This is a genomic window from Veillonella dispar, from assembly GCF_900637515.1.
GTDB lineage: Bacteria > Bacillota > Negativicutes > Veillonellales > Veillonellaceae > Veillonella > Veillonella dispar.
Genome location: NZ_LR134375.1, coordinates 344,842 through 364,169, shown reverse-complemented (window position 1 = coordinate 364,169; position 19,328 = coordinate 344,842). Strand labels below are relative to the sequence as shown.

General features: G+C 37.1%; 20 protein-coding genes. 5 read left to right on the top strand and 15 right to left on the bottom strand.

Annotation, left to right across the window (positions count from 1 at the left end; genetic code table 11):
• Positions 1-145: 145 nt before the first annotated feature.
• Positions 146-829, bottom strand: a complete 684-nt coding sequence (locus EL171_RS01590) for a carboxymuconolactone decarboxylase family protein (protein WP_005387811.1) — start codon at positions 827-829, stop codon at positions 146-148.
• A 278-nt stretch (positions 830-1,107) separates the two neighbouring features.
• The gene (locus tag EL171_RS01585; RefSeq protein ID WP_039969659.1) at positions 1,108-2,865 is read right to left on the bottom strand and encodes a 1-deoxy-D-xylulose-5-phosphate synthase; all 1,758 of its coding nucleotides are present in this window, start codon (positions 2,863-2,865) and stop codon (positions 1,108-1,110) included.
• A gap of 241 nt (positions 2,866-3,106) precedes the next feature.
• Here EL171_RS01585 and EL171_RS01580 point away from each other — a divergent pair, with 241 nt between their 5' ends.
• On the top strand, positions 3,107-3,604 hold the full coding sequence (locus EL171_RS01580; RefSeq protein ID WP_005387808.1) for a MerR family transcriptional regulator: 498 nt from the start codon (positions 3,107-3,109) through the stop codon (positions 3,602-3,604).
• Between the two features lie 88 nt (positions 3,605-3,692).
• Here EL171_RS01580 and rpsR read toward each other — a convergent pair whose 3' ends face one another.
• The 6 genes from rpsR to EL171_RS01550 form a co-directional block, all read right to left on the bottom strand.
• Positions 3,693-3,923: a 30S ribosomal protein S18 gene (gene rpsR / locus EL171_RS01575; RefSeq protein ID WP_004693795.1), complete on the bottom strand. Its 231-nt coding sequence runs from the start codon at positions 3,921-3,923 to the stop codon at positions 3,693-3,695.
• Between the two features lie 39 nt (positions 3,924-3,962).
• Positions 3,963-4,361, bottom strand: a complete 399-nt coding sequence (locus tag EL171_RS01570) for a single-stranded DNA-binding protein (protein WP_004693797.1) — start codon at positions 4,359-4,361, stop codon at positions 3,963-3,965.
• 19 nt (positions 4,362-4,380) lie between these two features.
• Positions 4,381-4,665: a 30S ribosomal protein S6 gene (gene rpsF, locus EL171_RS01565; protein ID WP_004693799.1), complete on the bottom strand. Its 285-nt coding sequence runs from the start codon at positions 4,663-4,665 to the stop codon at positions 4,381-4,383.
• 142 nt (positions 4,666-4,807) lie between these two features.
• Positions 4,808-5,992, bottom strand: coding sequence for a multidrug effflux MFS transporter (locus EL171_RS01560; RefSeq protein WP_005387807.1), 1,185 nt, complete (start codon positions 5,990-5,992; stop codon positions 4,808-4,810).
• A 466-nt stretch (positions 5,993-6,458) separates the two neighbouring features.
• Positions 6,459-7,634 (bottom strand): MBL fold metallo-hydrolase, encoded by a 1,176-nt coding sequence (locus tag EL171_RS01555; protein ID WP_005387806.1) that lies wholly within the window; start codon positions 7,632-7,634, stop codon positions 6,459-6,461.
• Positions 7,635-7,643: 9 nt separating this feature from the next.
• Positions 7,644-8,729, bottom strand: a complete 1,086-nt coding sequence (locus tag EL171_RS01550; RefSeq protein ID WP_005387805.1) for a hypothetical protein — start codon at positions 8,727-8,729, stop codon at positions 7,644-7,646.
• Between the two features lie 337 nt (positions 8,730-9,066).
• Between EL171_RS01550 and EL171_RS01545 the strand changes: the two genes are divergently transcribed.
• Positions 9,067-10,296: an LL-diaminopimelate aminotransferase gene (locus tag EL171_RS01545; RefSeq protein ID WP_005387804.1), complete on the top strand. Its 1,230-nt coding sequence runs from the start codon at positions 9,067-9,069 to the stop codon at positions 10,294-10,296.
• A gap of 260 nt (positions 10,297-10,556) precedes the next feature.
• Positions 10,557-11,531 (top strand): diaminopimelate dehydrogenase, encoded by a 975-nt coding sequence (locus tag EL171_RS01540; protein ID WP_005387803.1) that lies wholly within the window; start codon positions 10,557-10,559, stop codon positions 11,529-11,531.
• A gap of 198 nt (positions 11,532-11,729) precedes the next feature.
• Here the strand turns inward: EL171_RS01540 and EL171_RS01535 are convergent, their stop codons facing one another.
• Complete coding sequence (locus EL171_RS01535; RefSeq protein WP_005387802.1) at positions 11,730-12,902, bottom strand: SAM-dependent methyltransferase; 1,173 nt, start codon at positions 12,900-12,902, stop codon at positions 11,730-11,732.
• Positions 12,903-13,254: 352 nt separating this feature from the next.
• On the opposite strand from EL171_RS01535, the gene ychF reads away from it, so the two are divergent.
• The gene (ychF, locus tag EL171_RS01530) at positions 13,255-14,361 is read left to right on the top strand and encodes a redox-regulated ATPase YchF (RefSeq protein WP_008602886.1); all 1,107 of its coding nucleotides are present in this window, start codon (positions 13,255-13,257) and stop codon (positions 14,359-14,361) included.
• Between the two features lie 82 nt (positions 14,362-14,443).
• On the opposite strand, the gene EL171_RS01525 is transcribed toward ychF, so the two are convergent.
• The 6 genes from EL171_RS01525 to EL171_RS01500 form a co-directional block, all read right to left on the bottom strand.
• Positions 14,444-14,680 (bottom strand): CsbD family protein, encoded by a 237-nt coding sequence (locus EL171_RS01525; RefSeq protein ID WP_005387800.1) that lies wholly within the window; start codon positions 14,678-14,680, stop codon positions 14,444-14,446.
• Between the two features lie 152 nt (positions 14,681-14,832).
• Complete coding sequence (locus EL171_RS01520; RefSeq protein ID WP_039969590.1) at positions 14,833-15,543, bottom strand: NAD(P)H-dependent oxidoreductase; 711 nt, start codon at positions 15,541-15,543, stop codon at positions 14,833-14,835.
• A gap of 102 nt (positions 15,544-15,645) precedes the next feature.
• Entirely contained in the window at positions 15,646-15,903 is a 258-nt protein-coding gene (locus EL171_RS01515) for a putative Se/S carrier protein (RefSeq protein ID WP_039969589.1), read from the bottom strand.
• Between the two features lie 124 nt (positions 15,904-16,027).
• A complete protein-coding gene (gene yedF, locus EL171_RS01510; RefSeq protein WP_039969586.1) occupies positions 16,028-16,627 on the bottom strand; it encodes a sulfurtransferase-like selenium metabolism protein YedF in 600 nt (199 codons plus the stop codon).
• Between the two features lie 169 nt (positions 16,628-16,796).
• Positions 16,797-17,828, bottom strand: a complete 1,032-nt coding sequence (gene selD / locus EL171_RS01505) for a selenide, water dikinase SelD (protein ID WP_005387794.1) — start codon at positions 17,826-17,828, stop codon at positions 16,797-16,799.
• Positions 17,829-17,837: 9 nt separating this feature from the next.
• Positions 17,838-18,041 carry a DUF951 domain-containing protein gene (locus EL171_RS01500; protein ID WP_005387793.1) on the bottom strand — a complete coding sequence of 68 codons (204 nt, stop codon included), beginning with the start codon at positions 18,039-18,041 and terminating at the stop codon, positions 17,838-17,840.
• Between the two features lie 604 nt (positions 18,042-18,645).
• Here EL171_RS01500 and rbr point away from each other — a divergent pair.
• Positions 18,646-19,191, top strand: coding sequence for a rubrerythrin (gene rbr, locus EL171_RS01495; RefSeq protein ID WP_005387792.1), 546 nt, complete (start codon positions 18,646-18,648; stop codon positions 19,189-19,191).
• Positions 19,192-19,328: the final 137 nt, after the last annotated feature.

Sequence of the window (19,328 nt, the reverse complement as noted above, 5' to 3'; positions counted from 1 at the left end):
TATATTAACTATTAATTATATCTATTATTACAGGTCATATACCTATCTTATTAATTATAGAAAAGGGGGAGTTAAACGTCAATTACATTTCCCTTATCAACCATATAAAAAAGACCTACTTCCAAAGAAGTAGGTCTTTATATTCTTAGAAAATCAAAGATTCAAGATTTTCAATTTGATATTTGCTGAGGCCAAGCTCAGATAAACTCTTTTCAGATGCAGCGAATAGATTATTTTTACCTACACGCGTACCTAAAGCTGCGGCAGCGACCAATTCACGGTCCAACTTACCAAGGCGAGAGCGATTACGATTTTGCGGTTTTGGTTTCTTCATACGGAACGTATTGTATTGAACCGCTTCTTTTGTATCCTCATTTTTAGCCTTAGCCAAAGCAGCCCCATTAGTGCCATTCCCCAATAAAGCACTAAGTCCTGTTTGCTTTGGAACCATTTTTTCGTAATCAGCGCCAAACTCAGGACGCTCCTCACGTAATTGATCAAATGTAGCTAATGCTGCATTCATTTGCTTTAAACCAGCAGCAGAGTAAAGTTGACGAATCGCAATACTCACCTCTTGCGGTGTCAACGTACCTCGCTCAATAGCAGAGGCGATTGTACTTTTCAATGCACCTTGATCACCGGATGCTGTATAGCGACCGATATCAACCAAGTCTTTTTGACGTGCATTGAGTTCTTTAGGCGTATATATATTTATCTCAGATATAGACGGCGCCTGCTTAGAAGGCTGTTCTCCCGCCCCATTAGCCTCAGACATATAGCCACCGGCGACGATGGCCACGGCTAATGTTAAGGTTAATACTTTTTTCAACGTCTTAGAATCTCCCTTTTCATTAATACTTACTTATATAATACTGTGATATTTTTGTACATTAACAACAAACTTGTTCTACTGTAATACATACTGTAGATAATATTATATAATACTTCATCTAATTTTTATAGTCCTATTCGAAAAAAATCTATAATCTTTTAACATTTTTTATATTTTTATAAAATATAAAGCAAGAAATAATGCAGTAGAAACAGGGTAAACCCATATTTCTACTGCATTTATAGATAAAAGTATTTATTTAATATTTCATCGAACTAAACAGATAAAATTTGTTTAGCATCCGCCACAATCTGATCTAGAGAAACGCCATTTTCTCGTAACAATTCCGTTGCATCATAACGATCGTGGAATTCTTTAGCAATACCATAGTTCTTAACACGCACATCAGATGTACCGTAGAAGCTAGCTACACGTTGTCCCCAACCGCCTTCAACTACACCATCTTCAAAAGTAAATACTACAGAATGATTTGCTTTCAACTCTTCCAATAATACTTCATCAAGACCAGAAGCAAATTTAGGATTTACTACAGTTGCATTGATACCGTCTTTAGCCAATGCATCAGCCACTTGATTTGCCAAATGGTAGAAATTACCAAGGCCTAACAAGGCAATGCGTTCACCACGACGAGTCACCTCAGAATTATTTAAAATGCTGTAATCAGTCGTATCAGCTACACCAGTAGATGTAAATTCACCTACAGGAACACGAATTGCCACAGGATGCTCGTGTTGATGCACAGCATATTCGGTCATAGCCAACAACTCTTCATTATTAGTAGGTGCTAAGTATACTAAGTTAGGAATGTTTGTAAGCATAGGAATATCAAAGAAACCTAAATGAGTGACATCGTTCATGCCATATACAGACGCCATATGATTGATAATAACCGCACTGTTATTATTTACACAAAGGTCTTGTACCAGTTGGTCATAGGTACGTTGTAAGAACGTACTATATACATTAAACACTGGCTTACCACCATTTTTCGCAATACCAGAACTCATCGCAATAGCATGTTCTTCCGCAATACCTACATCGATATATTGTTTACCAGCCTCGTCACGCCATTTAGCATTAAACCCAAATCCCCCTGGTGTACCTGCAGCAATAGCTACCACTGTTGGATCTGCTTTAATTTGCTCCATCAAATAGTCCGCAATTGTACCAGCATAGGTCGGACCATGATGTTCCTTTTTGAGTTTACCTGTTTCTAAATCAAATGGCCTTGTCCAGTGGAAGGCCTCTTTGTTTTGCTCTGCAATAGCATAACCCTTACCTTTTTGAGTAACAATATGTAAAACGATCGGATGGTTAATATCTTTTACATCCTTAAACACATTGATTAATGTTTCCAAATCATTGCCATCGGCTACAAAACGATAGTCTAAACCAAGCGCCTTAAAAATATTGTTAGAGCTTTCACCATTAGACTCGCGCAATTCACGAAGGCCACGATACAAACCCCCATGGTTTTCTGCAATGGATTGGTCATTATCGTTGACGATAATAATCATATTGCTATCTAATGTGGCCGCATAATCTAGACCCTCAAAGGCTTCCCCACCAGATAAAGAACCATCACCAATGATAGCGATAATATTTTCAGAGTCTCCCTTTAAATTCCGAGCAGTAGCTAGGCCAGATGCTAAGGAGATAGATGTGGATGTATGACCAATATTAAAGAAATCATGCTCACTTTCAGTAGGATCTGTATAACCTGTTACATCATCATAATGATCATGATCTAAGAACGCCAACGCGCGACCGGTAACCATCTTATGTACATAGGACTGATGAGATACGTCATATACAATCTTATCTACAGGAGAGTTAAATACATAGTGCAAAGCCATGATCATTTCTGCTACGCCCATAGGTGGACCAAAATGACCGCCGTGTTCAGAGACCTTTGTCATAAGAGCTTGGCGAGCTTGTGCCGTTAAATCAGTTAATTCAGAAATAGATAAGCCTTTTAAATCGGCTGGAGATTTTATATCAATTAAGTTCATATGTGTTCCTTTCATTAGGTGTCATATAACAATACAACCTCTAGAATTTGTATTGTATTACTAACCGTGCTATACTGTATGTCCAGCATGTAATAAGTATAGAACTTAAAGTTAGGTTTAAGTCAAGCGAGAACGTAAAACTTAACTCTAACCTTAAAAATATACGTATATTATACGCTTAATACATTACTCCTGACACTAAATCTTTTACGAATTTAATATGAACCCTTAAGGAGGTCCTATGACATATACTGTTGGCGAAATCGCAAAAAAACTAAATGTGGCACCTTCTACATTGCGTTACTATGATAAAGAAGGTCTATTACCCTTCGTAGAACGTTCTGCTGGTGGTATCCGTGTATTCCATGACACAGATATGGATTGGCTAGAATTGATTGAATGCATGAAGCATACAGGTATGCCTATTAAAGAAATTAAACATTTTATCGACTACTGCGTCGAAGGTGATAGTCGCATCAACGATAGATTATCTATTATCAGAAATCAGCGAGATCGCGTATTAGTAGAAATCGAAAGCCTACAAGCACGCTTGTCCATGCTAGAATTTAAAACATGGTTTTATGAACAAGCTCAAGCAAATGGAACTACTAGTTTTTATGAAAGCTTAACACCTGATGATGTTCCTGTAGAGTATCATAAATATTTCGAACGCAAATGGCGCGCCGATAAAGAAGCCGCTGAAAAAGGTGAATCACCTAAAAAATATAGAGCTGTATAACAAAGAGGAGCTATCCAACGGATAGCTCTTCTTCTTACATAGCAAAAAGGCGGTGCAACCAAATGGTTGTACCGCCTTGATTCATCAATTATTCAGCAGTGAATGGCAATAAAGCAATTGCACGTGCACGTTTGATAGATGTAGTCAATTTGCGTTGATGTTTTGCGCAAGTACCGGAAATACGACGAGGTAAGATTTTGCCGCGTTCAGTCGTAAAACGACGAAGTTTAGCAACGTCTTTATAGTCGATTTGATCGATATGGTCTGCACAGAAAACGCATACTTTTCTTCTTGGCTTTCTGCCTCTATCTCTTCTCATTGCGAATCCTCCTTTTCGAATTAGTAGGAGTCCCTGACACTAGAACGGGATGTTTTCGTCATCGCCGCCTGTACTGAAACTATCAAAATTGGACCCACCTTCGAAAGAATTAGTATTCATATCAAGGGATTGGCCCACAAAGTTCGCTACTACTTCAGTAACGTACCGTTTTTGACCGTCCTGAGTCTCGTAAGAACGAGTTTGCAAACGACCTTCTACAAAGCAACGACTACCTTTACGAAGATTGCCTGCCGCTTCACCAAGTTTACCCCAAGCAACGCAGTTGATGAAAGCAGTTTGTTCTTTCGTCTCATTTGTTGTGGAATCAATATAGGTGTTTGTGGCAGCTACTGTGAAAGTTGCTACAGCACGACCAGTTTTGGTATAGCGTACTTCAGGATCACGAGCTAAATTACCTAGAATTTGTACAGAGTTCATGTTTTCCTCCAGGCTTTAATTATGCTTCGTGTTTAACAATTAGATGTCTTAGGACTTCATCGTTGATTTTCAATACACGATCGATTTCTTTGATTTCAGCAGGTGCTGCTTCAAAGTTGATCAATACATAGAAACCGTCAGTGAATTTCTTCACAGCGTAAGCAAGACGACGCTTGCCCCAACGATCTACCTTTTCTACTGTGCCGCCTACACGAGCAATTAAAGCTTCTACTTTTTCAATAACAGCGTTAGTTGCTTCCTCTTCAGCTGGTTTCACAATAAACATGACTTCGTATTTGTTCATACAAAATCACCTCCTCTTTCGGACTAATGCCCCTATCGACACATAGGGGTAGGAAGTGCTTACCATCAATAAGCCTTACTATTATAACCTAAAAAAATGATGAAAGCAAGGGTTCAAATTTAAACCCTTGCTTTCACCAATATTATATACGATTATATTTTTCATCCTCAGGAAAAGCGATAATGGCGCAGATAATAACAAATAATGTAATGACCCCCATCATAGGATCTGCCGAGTCATTTGGCAAGAAGGTAAGCATCAACGATGATACAATACCACTACCATATTGCATAGCCCCTAATAATGCTGCCCCAGAGCCAGCCATTCTACCTGCTCTATCTAATGCTAATGCATTCGTTACAGCTGCAATGATGCCGTTCATAGAGAAGAATAAAAAACAACCAATAACGATTAACCACAGTGAATGGTAACCTAGAACAATCAATCCCATTACAACAGATACACAAATAGCAGCAAATAATGTGGCATATCGCAATAATCTATCGAGACGTATAGCACTTACAATGCGTCGATTGATGGCACTTAATAACATTACACCAATAATATTAACGGAAAAGAGATATCCAAAATACTCTTTTGGTACCTCATATACATCAATATATACATAAGGCGATCCTGTTAAAAATGCATAGATAGCAATGTAAAAGGAGCTAACACATAGCGTATACTTCATAAAGCCTTTGTTGCGTAATAAAATCCAATAATTATTATAGGTATGACCTATAGACTTTTTACTACGCTTCTCTACAGGATGTGTTTCAGGAATGACTAATACGGCAACAAGCATTAAAATACCGATGGCAACAAGCAACCAAAATATGGAATGCCATGTATACCACACTAGTAAATGCCCTGCTAACATCGGCCCTGCTATGGGAGCTATGGCCATAACAATAGCCAAGGTAGATAACATTTTTGCGGCTTCAGTCCGACCATATAAATCACGAATCATAGCCCGTGACAACATGGGTCCTACACAGGCACCAAAAGCTTGGAAGACGCGCCAAGCTAGTAATTCTAGCATAGATGAACTCAAGGCACAACCTACTGAGCCTATGATAAATAAGACTATCCCCATAATCAAAGGCTTCTTACGACCAATTTTATCGCTAACAGCTCCCCAAAAAAGCTGAGCCAGCGCAAAACCTATTAAGAAACCAGTCAACGTTAACTCCGCATCACCATGGAGATCACGTCCCATCTCTGGCATGGCAGGCAAATAAATATCCGTCGACAACGACGTAAACGCCATCAAAGCACTTAATATAGAAGTAAAAAGCCATCCTTTATTGCTAATCGTCAGCATAAAGACACCACTTTCATATAAAATCGCACTATAATATGTATTTATTTAGATTATATCAAAAACAAAGTTAATCCTATATAGTTTTGATATTTTACAATAAAAAAGCGTAGTAAAACACTACGCAAAAATTGGTATATAACAAAATGTCAATTCTATTTTTCCTAAAATTACATTGATATACTAATGCTAAGAGTCATCACGTGAGTTAGGCTCATCACCGAAAGGTGGTGATACTATGAGCAAATTCGAAAAGTACTACTTAATTCTTTTTGTAATTTCCATAGCAATATCACTCTTTGCACTATTCAAATAATGTAAAGACAAAAGCCTAACGCAACAGAGTATTCAAAATACTCGCACGCTAGGCAATCATAAGAAAACATTTATAAGATGAGCCTAACGCTACCACACGTTGATGGCTCTCTTTTTATTTATTATACAACATAAATAGAATTTCTTAAAGGAATTATATGATAAATGGCTCTTTATCATTAACGACATAAACATTTCTATTAGGCAGTATTCTCCTTAGTTTTTCAGGGGTATCAGTATGAACCGGAATAACAATATCAGGATCAACCATTTCTATGAACTGAGCTAAATCGTCCTTTGAGACATGACCACTGGCATGACATATATAAGATGGATATGTATCTAACAATTCTTTCAATGCTAAATTCTCCTCAATATATCCTGTCCACATGGAATATATAATACGTACATCATCTTTAGGGAACTCTTTAATTTTAGAAATAAAGTTTTCTGTCCCTCTTACTAAGGATACAAACCCATGTTCCATATAGTATTTAGGATACCTTCCTTTATCAATAACTAATGGACTATCATATCTACGATACAAAGAACTTTCATAATATACATTATTAATCACAGTATCTAATATTCTTTTCTGATAAGCATCACAAATGAGTACTTTATCAATTGGCATATTCTGCCAAATCCCCATAATACGGTCAATATTCGTAGAGGAACACATAACAAAAACATATTTCCCATCTTGAATATATGAAGAAATATCGTCTAACACTGTGGCTTCAGATATATAATCACCTGCGTCTCTAGACAATGAGGTGCCCTCTGTAATTAATACATCAACCTCACCTATATAGGTATTAACTAATTTGTCTAATACGTGATGGCGCAACCCATGCCTCCGGAAATCACCTGTATATAAGACACGTTTACCTTCTGCTTCAATGACAAACATATAACTATCCGTAGCACTATGATCGATAACTAAAGGTCTGATACGTATATCACCAATAGAAAATACATCTCCGCCCCGAAATGTATTAGCACCTAATAAGCGCAAGTATAAACCTCTATCTTGATACTCAGCACCTATTAGCGCGATTTCCTTACTTAATTCACCCATATATAATGGAATTTCTGATAGTGCAGAGGTTAGTTGCCCTAAGTGATCCATATGATAATGAGAAATCACAATACCGTCACAATCCGGCTTTCCTTTTGTAACGCCGTCTATATCCAGATTTATAGGTGTGTACTTTTCATCTAAACTTAATTCATTACCAAAATCTAACATAATGCGAGTAGATGCTGTACTAATTTCTATAGCACTACCACCAATCTGATGAGTGCCACGATGAACAACAATATTCATATTCAACCTTTACTTAGAAATGGTAAGCAATGTTTCTGCTCGATATAAATGATCCAAATTTTCTGACCAATTATCTACTTTATTTTTATAAGGCGCTTTACTTACTTTTTGAGCTTGTAATACAACAAATCGAATTTGTTTTAATTTAGATTCTTGTTTTAATATAGCCTCACATAAAGCTCGTAATGCTTTTCTTTTACTTGGATTAATTAATTCCTGGCACTCTTTATACTGTTGTGACACAACAGTTTTGGATGGATAGTTATTAGGATCATCAGGTTCATTTGAAACGATACGAAGCATCAAATTATTTTCTGCTCCACCATCATCTTTGGCACAAGATTTTTCATCAAATAAAACGACTAACTCAGATTCATTCGTATGTTTATATCCAGACAATTCCTTTAGTTTCTGTATACCATCATGCCCAACAGCAGATTTAATCTGATTTATATCTAGCAGCTTATAATATGTATAAGCCTCTAAAACGCATCTTAGTAAAGTTTCATCACTACCAGATGGACGATATTTTAATTCAATTACAGAATAACATTCGTCATCAGTGTTATAGCCTAATAAATCTATTTTTCCATAAGAATCATTTCGTGCTTCCTTTAATGGTGTTTGATAATCAAATATATATCCTAGCCCATCAATATTACCTTGGTAAAATAATAACTTAGCTAATATTTCCTCTTTTCGATTAGTGCTTTGAAGCCTTTTCATATCCAATTCTTCAGAAGGAGTATGGTCTGTATCAAAATGATTCGTTCGTACTGGCTCTAATTCTTTCCACGTCTTTAAAAGATTTTTTGATAAAAGAGTACTTGAAATAACTTCACTATAGCGATTCTTATCCGCTTGCTCCTTTCCCTTTACATAGCCTTTGTAATTTACAATAGGAGCCTTATAAAAATTTGCTGCAAATCTTTTTACTTCAATATAGTTATCGTCTTGCTTAACTTTATTTGTTTTTACAGTATCGTTATTTATATCAGTTTTATTCTGACCAAAAATAGTTTCAAATTCATTAATTTTACCTTTTCGATTAATACCTTTACAAATAAATTCATATGCCTCTTTAGACTTTAACATTACAAACGCCTCCCTTAATAGCAATTTAACTCACTGCACATAACTACTAAAACTACCCCATATCATACACAATAGATCAATGTATTATTATAAATTCATTATATCAATGGTCTTTTTATGAGTAAATGATGAAAAAATCAAATTCTATGCGAATACAATCTTCCTATATTTTTACTTTAATACAATCAACGAGTAATAAATGCCTCATATTATAATCTTTTATATTAAAATTATTTACACTATTTAGATTAAGGAAAAATTCTATAGAAAATCCTTGCGTCATTATTCTATATAATTTACTATATATAGAGAAATCTGATTATAAAAAGGAGTCATCATGGCTAATATTAATGAAAACTATTTAAACCTACAAGGTTCTTATTTATTTGCAAATATTGCTAAAAAGGTTGCAGATTATCAAGCAGCTCATCCAGATGCAGATATCATTCGTCTTGGTATCGGCGATGTTACATTACCACTTGTTCCAGCAATTATCGATGCTATGAGCAAAGCTGTTCAAGAAATGGGTAAAGCTGAAACATTCCGCGGTTACGGTCCTGAACAAGGTTATGACTTCTTACGTCAAGCTATTGTTGATGGCGACTACAAACCATTAGGCGTAGACATTGCAATTGATGAAGTATTCGTTTCCGACGGTGCAAAATCTGATGTTGGTAATATCCAAGAGTTATTCAGCGAAGATAACATCATCGCTATCACGGATCCAGTATACCCAGTATACTTAGACTCCAACGTAATGGGTGGTCGTACTGGCGAAGCAGTAGATGGCATCTTCCAAAAGGTTGTATACCTCCCTACTTACGCGGAAAACAACTTCTCTCCAGAATTCCCTTCTGAACGCGTAGATATCGTATATCTTTGCTCCCCTAACAATCCAACAGGTACTGTTTTGAGCCGTGCTCGTTTAGCAGAATGGATCAAATGGTGTAAAGATAATGATGCGATTTTGATGTTCGACTCCGCTTACGAAGCTTTCATCAGCACAGAAGACACTGTAAAATCCATCTATGAAATCGAAGGTGCTCGTGAAGTAGCTATCGAGTTCCGTTCCTTCTCCAAAACAGCTGGTTTCACTGGTACTCGTTGTGCTTATGCAGTTGTACCTAAAGAAGTAACTGGTAAAACTAAATCCGGCGAACGCCAAGCACTAAACCCTATGTGGAATCGTCGCCAATGCACTAAGTTCAATGGTGTTCCTTACATCATTCAACGCGGTGCTGAAGCAGTATACACAAAAGAAGGTCGCGAACAAACTCGCGCTAACATTGCATACTACAAAGAAAACGCTCGCATCATCAAAGAAGGCCTTGAATCTATTGGTCTTACTGTATACGGCGGCGTTGACGCTCCATACATTTGGTTAAAAACACCTGGTAACATGACTAGCTGGGAATTATTCGACATCTTGCTCGAACAAGTTCAAATCGTATCTACACCAGGCTCTGGCTTTGGTCCTCACGGTGAAGGTTACCTTCGTTTAACAGCTTTCGGTAGCCGTGAAAATACAATTCGCGCCGTTGAAAGAATTAAAACATTAAAATTCTAATAGGATAATTAGCATAAAGCTTATCCCCTATAGAAACTAAAACCTATAACGACAAAAAGACCGATTGTACACCTATATTAGGAGTATAATCGGTCCTTTTTATGTTAGTTAAACGTTATGATCTATCTCAGCATCAATATGATAGATAGTATTATGTATTTAATTTTATTTGATTCTATAGAAAAATATTAATAACTATCATTTTATGCTATAATAAAAATGTTAATTATTAAATTTCTCGATTTATATAGGAGGCTAATATGAGCAAAATTCGTATTGGTATCGTTGGCTACGGCAACTTAGGTCGTGGCGTTGAAGCATCCGTAAAATTACAACCTGATATGGAGCTTGTTGGTGTATTCTCTCGCCGTAAAGGTTTAAAAACAGTGTCTGGTGTTCCTACATATACTATGGAAGATCTACCAAACTTCAAAGGTAAAATCGATGTTATGGTTCTTTGCGGTGGTTCTGCAACAGACCTTATCGAACAAACTCCAATGGTAACAAAATACTTCAACTGTATCGATTCCTTCGACACACATGCACGTATCCCTGAACATTTCGCAAACGTAGACAAAGTAGCTAAAGAAGCAAAAACTGCTACATTGATTTCTTGTGGTTGGGACCCAGGCATGTTCTCTTTACAACGTGTATATGCTGAAAGCATCTTGCCTCAAGGCAAATCTTACACATTCTGGGGCCGTGGTGTTTCCCAAGGTCACTCCGATGCTATCCGTCGTATCGATGGTGTTCTTGATGCTCGTCAATACACTGTTCCTAAAGAACAATACCTTGAAGCAATCCGTAATGGTGAAACTCCAGACGTTGATGGCTACAAAGGTCACCTTCGTGAGTGCTATGTAGTAGCTGCTCCTGATGCTGACAAAGCTAAAATTGAAAATGAAATCAAAACTATGGAAAACTACTTCGTAGGTTATGAAACTGTAGTAAACTTCATCTCTCAAGAAGAACTTGATCGCAACCACAAAGGTATTCCACATGGTGGCTTCGTTCTTCGCTCTGGTGAAAGCACAGAAGGCACTCGTCACGTTATCGAGTACTCCTTAAAACTTGACTCCAACCCTGAATTCACAGGCTCCGCACTTGTTGCTTACGCTCGTGGTATCTACCGCCTTGCTAAACATGGCGGCACAGGTTGCTACACTGTATTCGATATTCCACCGGCTTGGATTTCCACACATTCCGCTGAAGAATTACGAGCTCACTCTCTATAATTCAATACACACTAAAGAGGATAACTTCGGTTATCCTCTTTTTTATGCTTTCAATATATATCTAATCAAAACACATTCACATACAACACATCTAACTATAATAATTAGATACAACAAAGGGACCGTCCTTAGACGGTCCCTATATATATAGACATTATATTCTTTACTAATTACAATATATGCTTTACTACAATACTATTAGTACCAACGAGTTAATGGTAAATCGTTATTAACGCCTTTTGTCATAAGGATTTGGTGTAAATCCATATTGCCAATATAGAAACCAGCAGCACAACCACAGAGATATAAATCCCACATACGGACGAATTCAGTGCCACGTACCTTTTCTACTTGATCTCGGACGCCTTGGAAATTATTGTACCAATGCATCAATGTTTTATAGTAGTGCAAGCGCAAGCTTTCAACATCGATAACATTCATACCATAATCATAGGCAATGCCAACCATTTCACGAAGGGATGGCAAGCAACCACCTGGGAAGATATACTTACGAATCCATGCACTTGTTTCTTTTTCGGCTGGATCACTGATGTAATGAAGCAAGAACAATCCCCCATCATTTAACATGGTGGACGCATCTTCCATGTAGAGTGGGAAGTTTGGACGCCCTACATGTTCTAACATACCTACACTGACAATACGATCAAATGTACGACCAGAGGCAGCTACATCGCGATAGTCGATTAATTCAATTTCAACTTGTCCTTCAAGGCCAAATTTCTTAATACGCTCTTGGCCTTTCTTCCATTGCTCTTCAGACAAGGTACAACCATAGCCTTTAACACCATATTTACGAGCTGCTTCAATCAAAAGGAAGCCCCAACCACAGCCAATATCAAGTAAGGTCATGCCTTCTTTTAAATACAATTTATCAAGAATATGATGTACCTTTTGATACTGTGCCTCTTCTAAGCTATCATCTTCATGTTTAAAATACGCACAAGAATAGCTCATTGTTTTATCTAACCATAAGCTATAAAACTCATTGCCCAAATCATAGTGAGAGGACACTTGTTGTTTTTGGTCTTTCTTTTTTAGACCTACATTAAATAGTGAACTAAGTACTTTTTTATTGATAGAATCTTTGTTTACATGGCCAAGCACAACGCAAAGTGCTTTAAACAAATCCCCTTCTATTTCGATATCCTTGCGCATATACGCTTCGCCCAATGCTAGCTCTGCAGAAACAAGTATATCCTTTTTAGGGATATCACTATTTACGCGAATCGTAAACTCAGGTTCACCTTCACCGATCGTGTATTCATTATCGCCAATTTTCACAGTAAAACAATGATCATTAAACCGTTCTAAATAATGTACTAGAAAACTATCAAATAACTTAGAAAACATGGTTAACTTCCTTCCTTAGCCAGGTTATAAACAAATCTATGATACATATATTTATTCATACACAGCTTAGTCTCATTACGATTATCAAAATTTTTCATTTAATTAATAAATAAGAAATAGTTATATATTTATTATATAGTTACATCTATTTATCAATATTTTTTATGAATATTTTTTATCGCCATTTCATTATAGCACTAATCAAAAAATAATCTAGACCAAATTCTATAGAAATGTATATATCGATTAGAATATGATATAATATGTGTTTGATAAGGTTTTTATAAGAAATATGTTTCTAATGAAAGCTTTCACAAAGAACGAAATCAATGTTTTAATAAAAGGTGGTACCATGAGCACAAATTTAGAAGTAGGCATCGTAGGCCTTCCAAATGTTGGTAAAAGTACATTATTCAACGCTATTACAAAAGCAGGCGCTGAAGCTGCCAACTATCCATTCTGTACAATTGAGCCGAATGTAGGTGTAGTTGACGTTCCAGATAATCGTTTAGCTGTATTGGCTGAAATGTTCGGCTCCAAACGTATTCTTCCTGCTGCTATGCGCTTCGTAGATATCGCTGGCCTCGTAGAAGGTGCATCTAAAGGCGAAGGTTTAGGTAATAAATTCCTTAGCCACATCCGCCAAGTAGATGCTATTGCACAAGTTATTCGCTGTTTTGATGACCCTAACATCACTCACGTGTCTGGCTCCATCGACCCAATTCGCGACATCGAAATCATCAACACTGAACTTTGTCTTGCAGACCTTGAATCCGTTGAAAAACGTAAACAACGTATTGAAAAAATCGCTAAATCTGGCGATAAAGATGCTCGCGCTGAATTACCATTGCTAGAACGCATCATCGAAGGTTTAGGTGAAGCAAAACCAGTTCGTGCACAAGGTCTTGAAGAAGAAGAATTGGAAATGATTAAAGAGTTAACATTGCTTACAGCAAAACCATCTCTTTATGTAGCTAACATTTCTGAAGATGAAGTATCTGACTACTCTTCCAACGAATATGTAAAACGCGTTGAGGAATATGCGAAAAACGAAGGCGCTGGCATCGTTGTTGTGTCCGCTCGTATCGAGTCCGAAATTGCAGAGTTATCCGAAGAAGAATCCGCTGCATTCCTCGAAGATCTTGGCCTTGAAGAATCTGGCTTAACTAAACTTATCAAAGCAAGTTATGCACTCTTAGGTCTTATCAACTACTTCACAGCTGGCGAAATGGAAGCTCGTGCTTGGACAATCGTAAACGGCACAAAAGCGCCTCAAGCGGCTGGTAAAATCCACTCTGATATCGAAAAAGGCTTTATCCGCGCCGAAATCGTATCCTTCGATGACTTACAAGCTTGCGGTAGCCAAAACGCGGCTAAAGAAAAAGGCCTTGTACGCCTTGAAGGTAAAGACTACGTTATGAAAGACGGCGATGTAACACACTTCCGCTTCAACGTATAATCAAATCTATAAATAATAAAAACCAGTAAATCTATCGATTTACTGGTTTTTTTCATTGCTATATAATAGCTTTTATTTAATTTTATTTGTCATCATTGCCCAATGCATTTTTAAGGCCGCTAATCGCACCATCTACTACATCTTTAACATCATCCGCAGCCTTTTTAACGTCATCAGCAACATTAGTAGCAGCGTCTTTTACTTTTGCTACTGTATTTTCAACAACGCCTTCTGCTTGCATTTGTTTGTCATCAGTTAATTTACCTGCATTTTCTTTTACTGCACCTTTAACTTGATCTAATTTATCTTCTAATGCCATAATTGTGACTCCTTCCTATTCAATCAAAATATTCATAAATCCCATCAAAAATACAGTATTTATAAATACTTTAGAATTGTTATATATTTATAATATAGCATTCAATTCTAAAGGTTAAATGAAGAATTTCGATTTAGTTCTACATATATGATCTACTCAACTACTGTTACAATTTCATCCATTGTACGACGTGTTTTATTACGATGTGGTTCTTCGTCTCGGTAACCAAAGGCAGCCATTACAGCAATGCCAAAGTGTTTAGTATCGAACAGGCCAAGTTCATCACCTAAGAGTGCGGTCATGTCATCTTGATTGAAGCCTTCTAATGGACAAGAATCTAAGCCTTCATACGCCGCCATAGTCATCATATTCGCCATAACGATATACCCTTGTTTAGAGGCCCAATCAAAGGCAGCCCGTTCAGATTCAAATGTTTTATAATCGCTTGTAGTGAATTGGGCATATTTTTCACGATATGCTGCATCAATTTCTGCAGGTAATTGTTTAACTTCCTCTTGAATATGACGAACATAAGGGGAATCAAATTCTAAGTCTACCTTTTTGCGTGTTAAGAACACTACAAAATGACTTGCTTCAAGACCTGCTTGAATGCCCCAGCCATGAGCTTTCATTTTTTCACGAATTTCAGGGTTTTGGATGACTAACAATTCATAAGGTTCAAAACCAAGGGATGTTGGTGCCAAGCGAGCTGCTGTTAAAATTGCATTCCAGTCTTCTTCAGAGATTTTCTTCTTGCTATCAAACTTCTTACATGCATAACGATATGTCATAGCATATTCTAAATCTTTACGATCCAATTTAGGAGCCGTTAATTTTACATTTTCTATTTCATATTTGCTCATATATACCTCCATAAGTGATAAAAATATCCTATGCTTATACTACCATAATATCCATACTAATCATATGAAATGCATCATAAAACACAAAAGACTAGACATAGTCTAGTCTTTATATGGTACAGCCAGCTCCCCTTTTTCATACCAAAAAAGTCCTGACGTACTAATCTTATGTTCTTTTAAAATAGTCTGAACCTGCTCAACAATACTCGGATCTATTTGCACCGATAAACCACACATATCGTACAGCTCTGGAGGTGTAGCCATTAATTGATGAGGCACCTCTAGTTCTGTTAATAACTTATCTGCTTTATCGCCAAAATAATAGGATGTAAAAACAACAAGTAATTTTTTATTTTCCAATGCCTCACCTCCTACCACAATCGATACGATTAGATTTCTTTCACCTAAACTATTAATGCTCGAAATGAAAAATCTAATCTAAACCAATAGCTTAAAATCAATATATCAAAATAAGCTGCTAACATTATAGCTTAACAATATTGTCGCCAAGGATTGCATCTGTAATAGCATACATATTTGTAATACTACCTACGCCAATGTTTTCTTTCACACCATAGAAATCGAGGCAAATCCCACAGGCTGCAATTTCAACACCTGCATCAGCTAACTTTTTAATATTTTCCAAATGAACAGAATCGTTAGTTACCATCTTAACACTGCTATTAATGAAATAAATCTTAGATGGTTTCACATCTGCTTCTACCATGCATACCCAGAACGTTTTCATTAGGTTACGGCCTAATTCTTCACTACCTTCACCAAGATAGTCCTTTGTCATCAAGATGACACGGTTGCCAAAACTCATTGGTTCACAACTACCATCTGATACTGGATTATCATTAGGGGTCATAGTGAGGTAGAAATCCTTACCATCTTGGCGAATAGCCACACCATAACCACGAGACTTACCAAACTTTTCTACATTATCGCGACTCACTTCATTATCTACAATAGTAGTAATAACAGCATCTGGATTCGCATCGCTAACCTTCTTAGTTTCAATCACAGGTTTTGGACACAAGCTACCACGTACATCTACAGTTAATTCATTTGTATTGCTCATCATACACCTCTATATTATATACATTATATATTTTGTAAAAGTATTACCTATCAGCTATTAGCTATCAGCTATCAGCTATCAGCTATCAGCTATCAGCTATCAGCTATCAGCTAATGATATTGTAATTAAATATCGATAGCCAATAGTAGAAAACTTGTTTTTTATAAATCTATTCTGTAACGCGTACTGCTAATCCACTAAAGCTTTCAACAGTACCAATAATAGCCGCACAGTCTATACCAGCCTTATGTAACGCCTCTACGAGTTGTTCACCTTCATTAGCGGGAACAGAGAACAGTAAACCACCCGAGGTTTGGGGATCAAAGAGAATATCCGTCCATACAGGGTCCAAAGCCTGATCTACTTGAACGTCTGTTATAGCCTTTCGATTCCCATAGGATGCAGCTGGTACTAATCCCATCTGAGCCGCTTCGATGACATCATCAAAGAGAGGAATGTCGTAAGCCTTAATGTGTATTGTCACATCAGAGGCACTAGCCATTTCTACAGAGTGCCCCATGAGACTAAAGCCTGTTACGTCCGTACAAGCATGGATGGTAAAGTTGTGAGCCACTTCTGCTCCCACCCGATTTAACGTACTCATGCTAGTGACGGCCTGCTCAGTACCTACAGGAAATAAATCACCTTTTAGAGCATTATTCATAATCCCTGTACCAATTCGCTTAGTTAATATCAGCACATCCCCTACTTGGGCCCCTTTATTTTTCCAAATTCGGTTTGGATTCACTTGCCCTGTTACAGACATACCGAAGATAGGCTCTTTATTTTCAATGCTGTGACCACCAACAATGGCAGCACCAGATTCAGCCACAATGGATCCCGCCCCATTTAATACATCTGTTAATACGCCTTGTTCAACAAGAGGCACAGGGAACCCCACAATGTTCATAGCCGTTAACGGTGTTCCTCCCATAGCATACACATCACTCAACGCATTAGCCGCAGCAATCTTCCCAAATAAAACAGGATCATTAACCATAGGCGTAAAGAAATCTAATGTTTGTACTAATGCTAGTTTGTCTGAAAGTTTATATACGCCTGCGTCGTCAGCGCCTGTCATATCTGCTAATACATGTTCATTAGTAACAGGCGTCACCGCTTTTAATACACGATTTAATATATGAGGCCCAATCTTACATGCACAGCCCCCACTTGTTACGTAATCAGTGAGTCGTACCATACGTCCCCCTTATTCATTCTCTGGCAATCTAGATATAATTTTCTTAACTGCCTTTTCAAATTTTGGGCGCGGCATCAACAGTTGATGACCACAGCCATTACATACAATGAGGAAGTCAGTGCCAATCCGTTTGACTTCCCATTCATCACTGCCGCAAGGATGTGACTTTTTCATCTTTACCACATCGCCTACGTAATATCTAACAAATGCCATAGCGCCTCCTTTTACAACGTTCAGTATTTATATACTTATTATACAAGAAATACAAAGTTCTATAAACATATCATAATTCTATAGTTATATAGTCATTTTATGGGTAGTTATTAGTACATTTAACGAAAAGGTTATCAATATCTAATCAATAATGATTTTTCATTTAGTTATCATTCTCAATATCAAAATTGGCTATTTTTACAAATCCTATACTATTCAGTCTTTAAGAAACCGCATTTTTACTACATTGATAATATTTATCATTTAGAAAATTTTCGAAATAAATTTTACAAAAACACTTGCATTTCTCATTTAGTATGTTACAATATAGTCAACAATGATTATTCGTTAAGTATACGGATACACCATTGTATATAAAACTGTTAAGACGGCAAGTGCCGAAAAAACAAAAATCAGTAAGTACTATTTTAAGAGTTAGGCAAGTGTCTATTTAATCCAAGAATAAGTTTTCTTACTAAGGCGAAGTCGCCCACGAAAATTGTAGAATAAGTATTCTATTGTTTGACTTCACAACCAAGTGGTTATGAATATATAAGTTAAGTAACAAATTTGAAAATTATCGTAAGTACAAAGGAGTATTAAAATGGCAGAATTAAAAGGTTCTAACACTGAAAAAAATCTTCAAGCAGCATTCGCTGGCGAATCCCAAGCATTTCAAAAATATACTTTCTACGCAGCAGCAGCTCGTAAAGCTGGCATGAACGAAATCGCTGATTATTTCGAAGAAACAGCTCACAACGAATCCGCACATGCTAAATTGTGGTTCAAAGCTCTTCATGGTGGCGACGTATCTTCCGATATCGAAGCTAACCTTCGTGATGCAGCAGCTGGTGAAAACTACGAACACACTACAATGTACAAAGATTTCGCTGACGAAGCTGAAAAAGAAGGCTTTGCAAAAATCGCTTACCAAATGCGCGAAGTTGGTAAAATCGAAGCTCGTCATGAAGCTCGTTACCTTGCATTAGCAGCTCAAGTATCTGGTAACAAAGTATTCACTAACGATGAACCAGTTGCTTGGATCTGCGCTAACTGTGGTTACGTACACGTTGGTGAAGAAGCTCCTAAAGTTTGCCCAGTATGTGCTCACCCACAAGCTTTCTTCCACCGTTTCGTGGAATCCATCTAATCTGTAAGTACGACACTAACTAAACTAACAACCTGTAAGTACAGATTTAAATTAAACACACCTGTAAGTACAATATAATCTTACAGTAAGTACTAACAACTTCCTTAACAAAAAGACGATGACTTAGGTCATCGTCT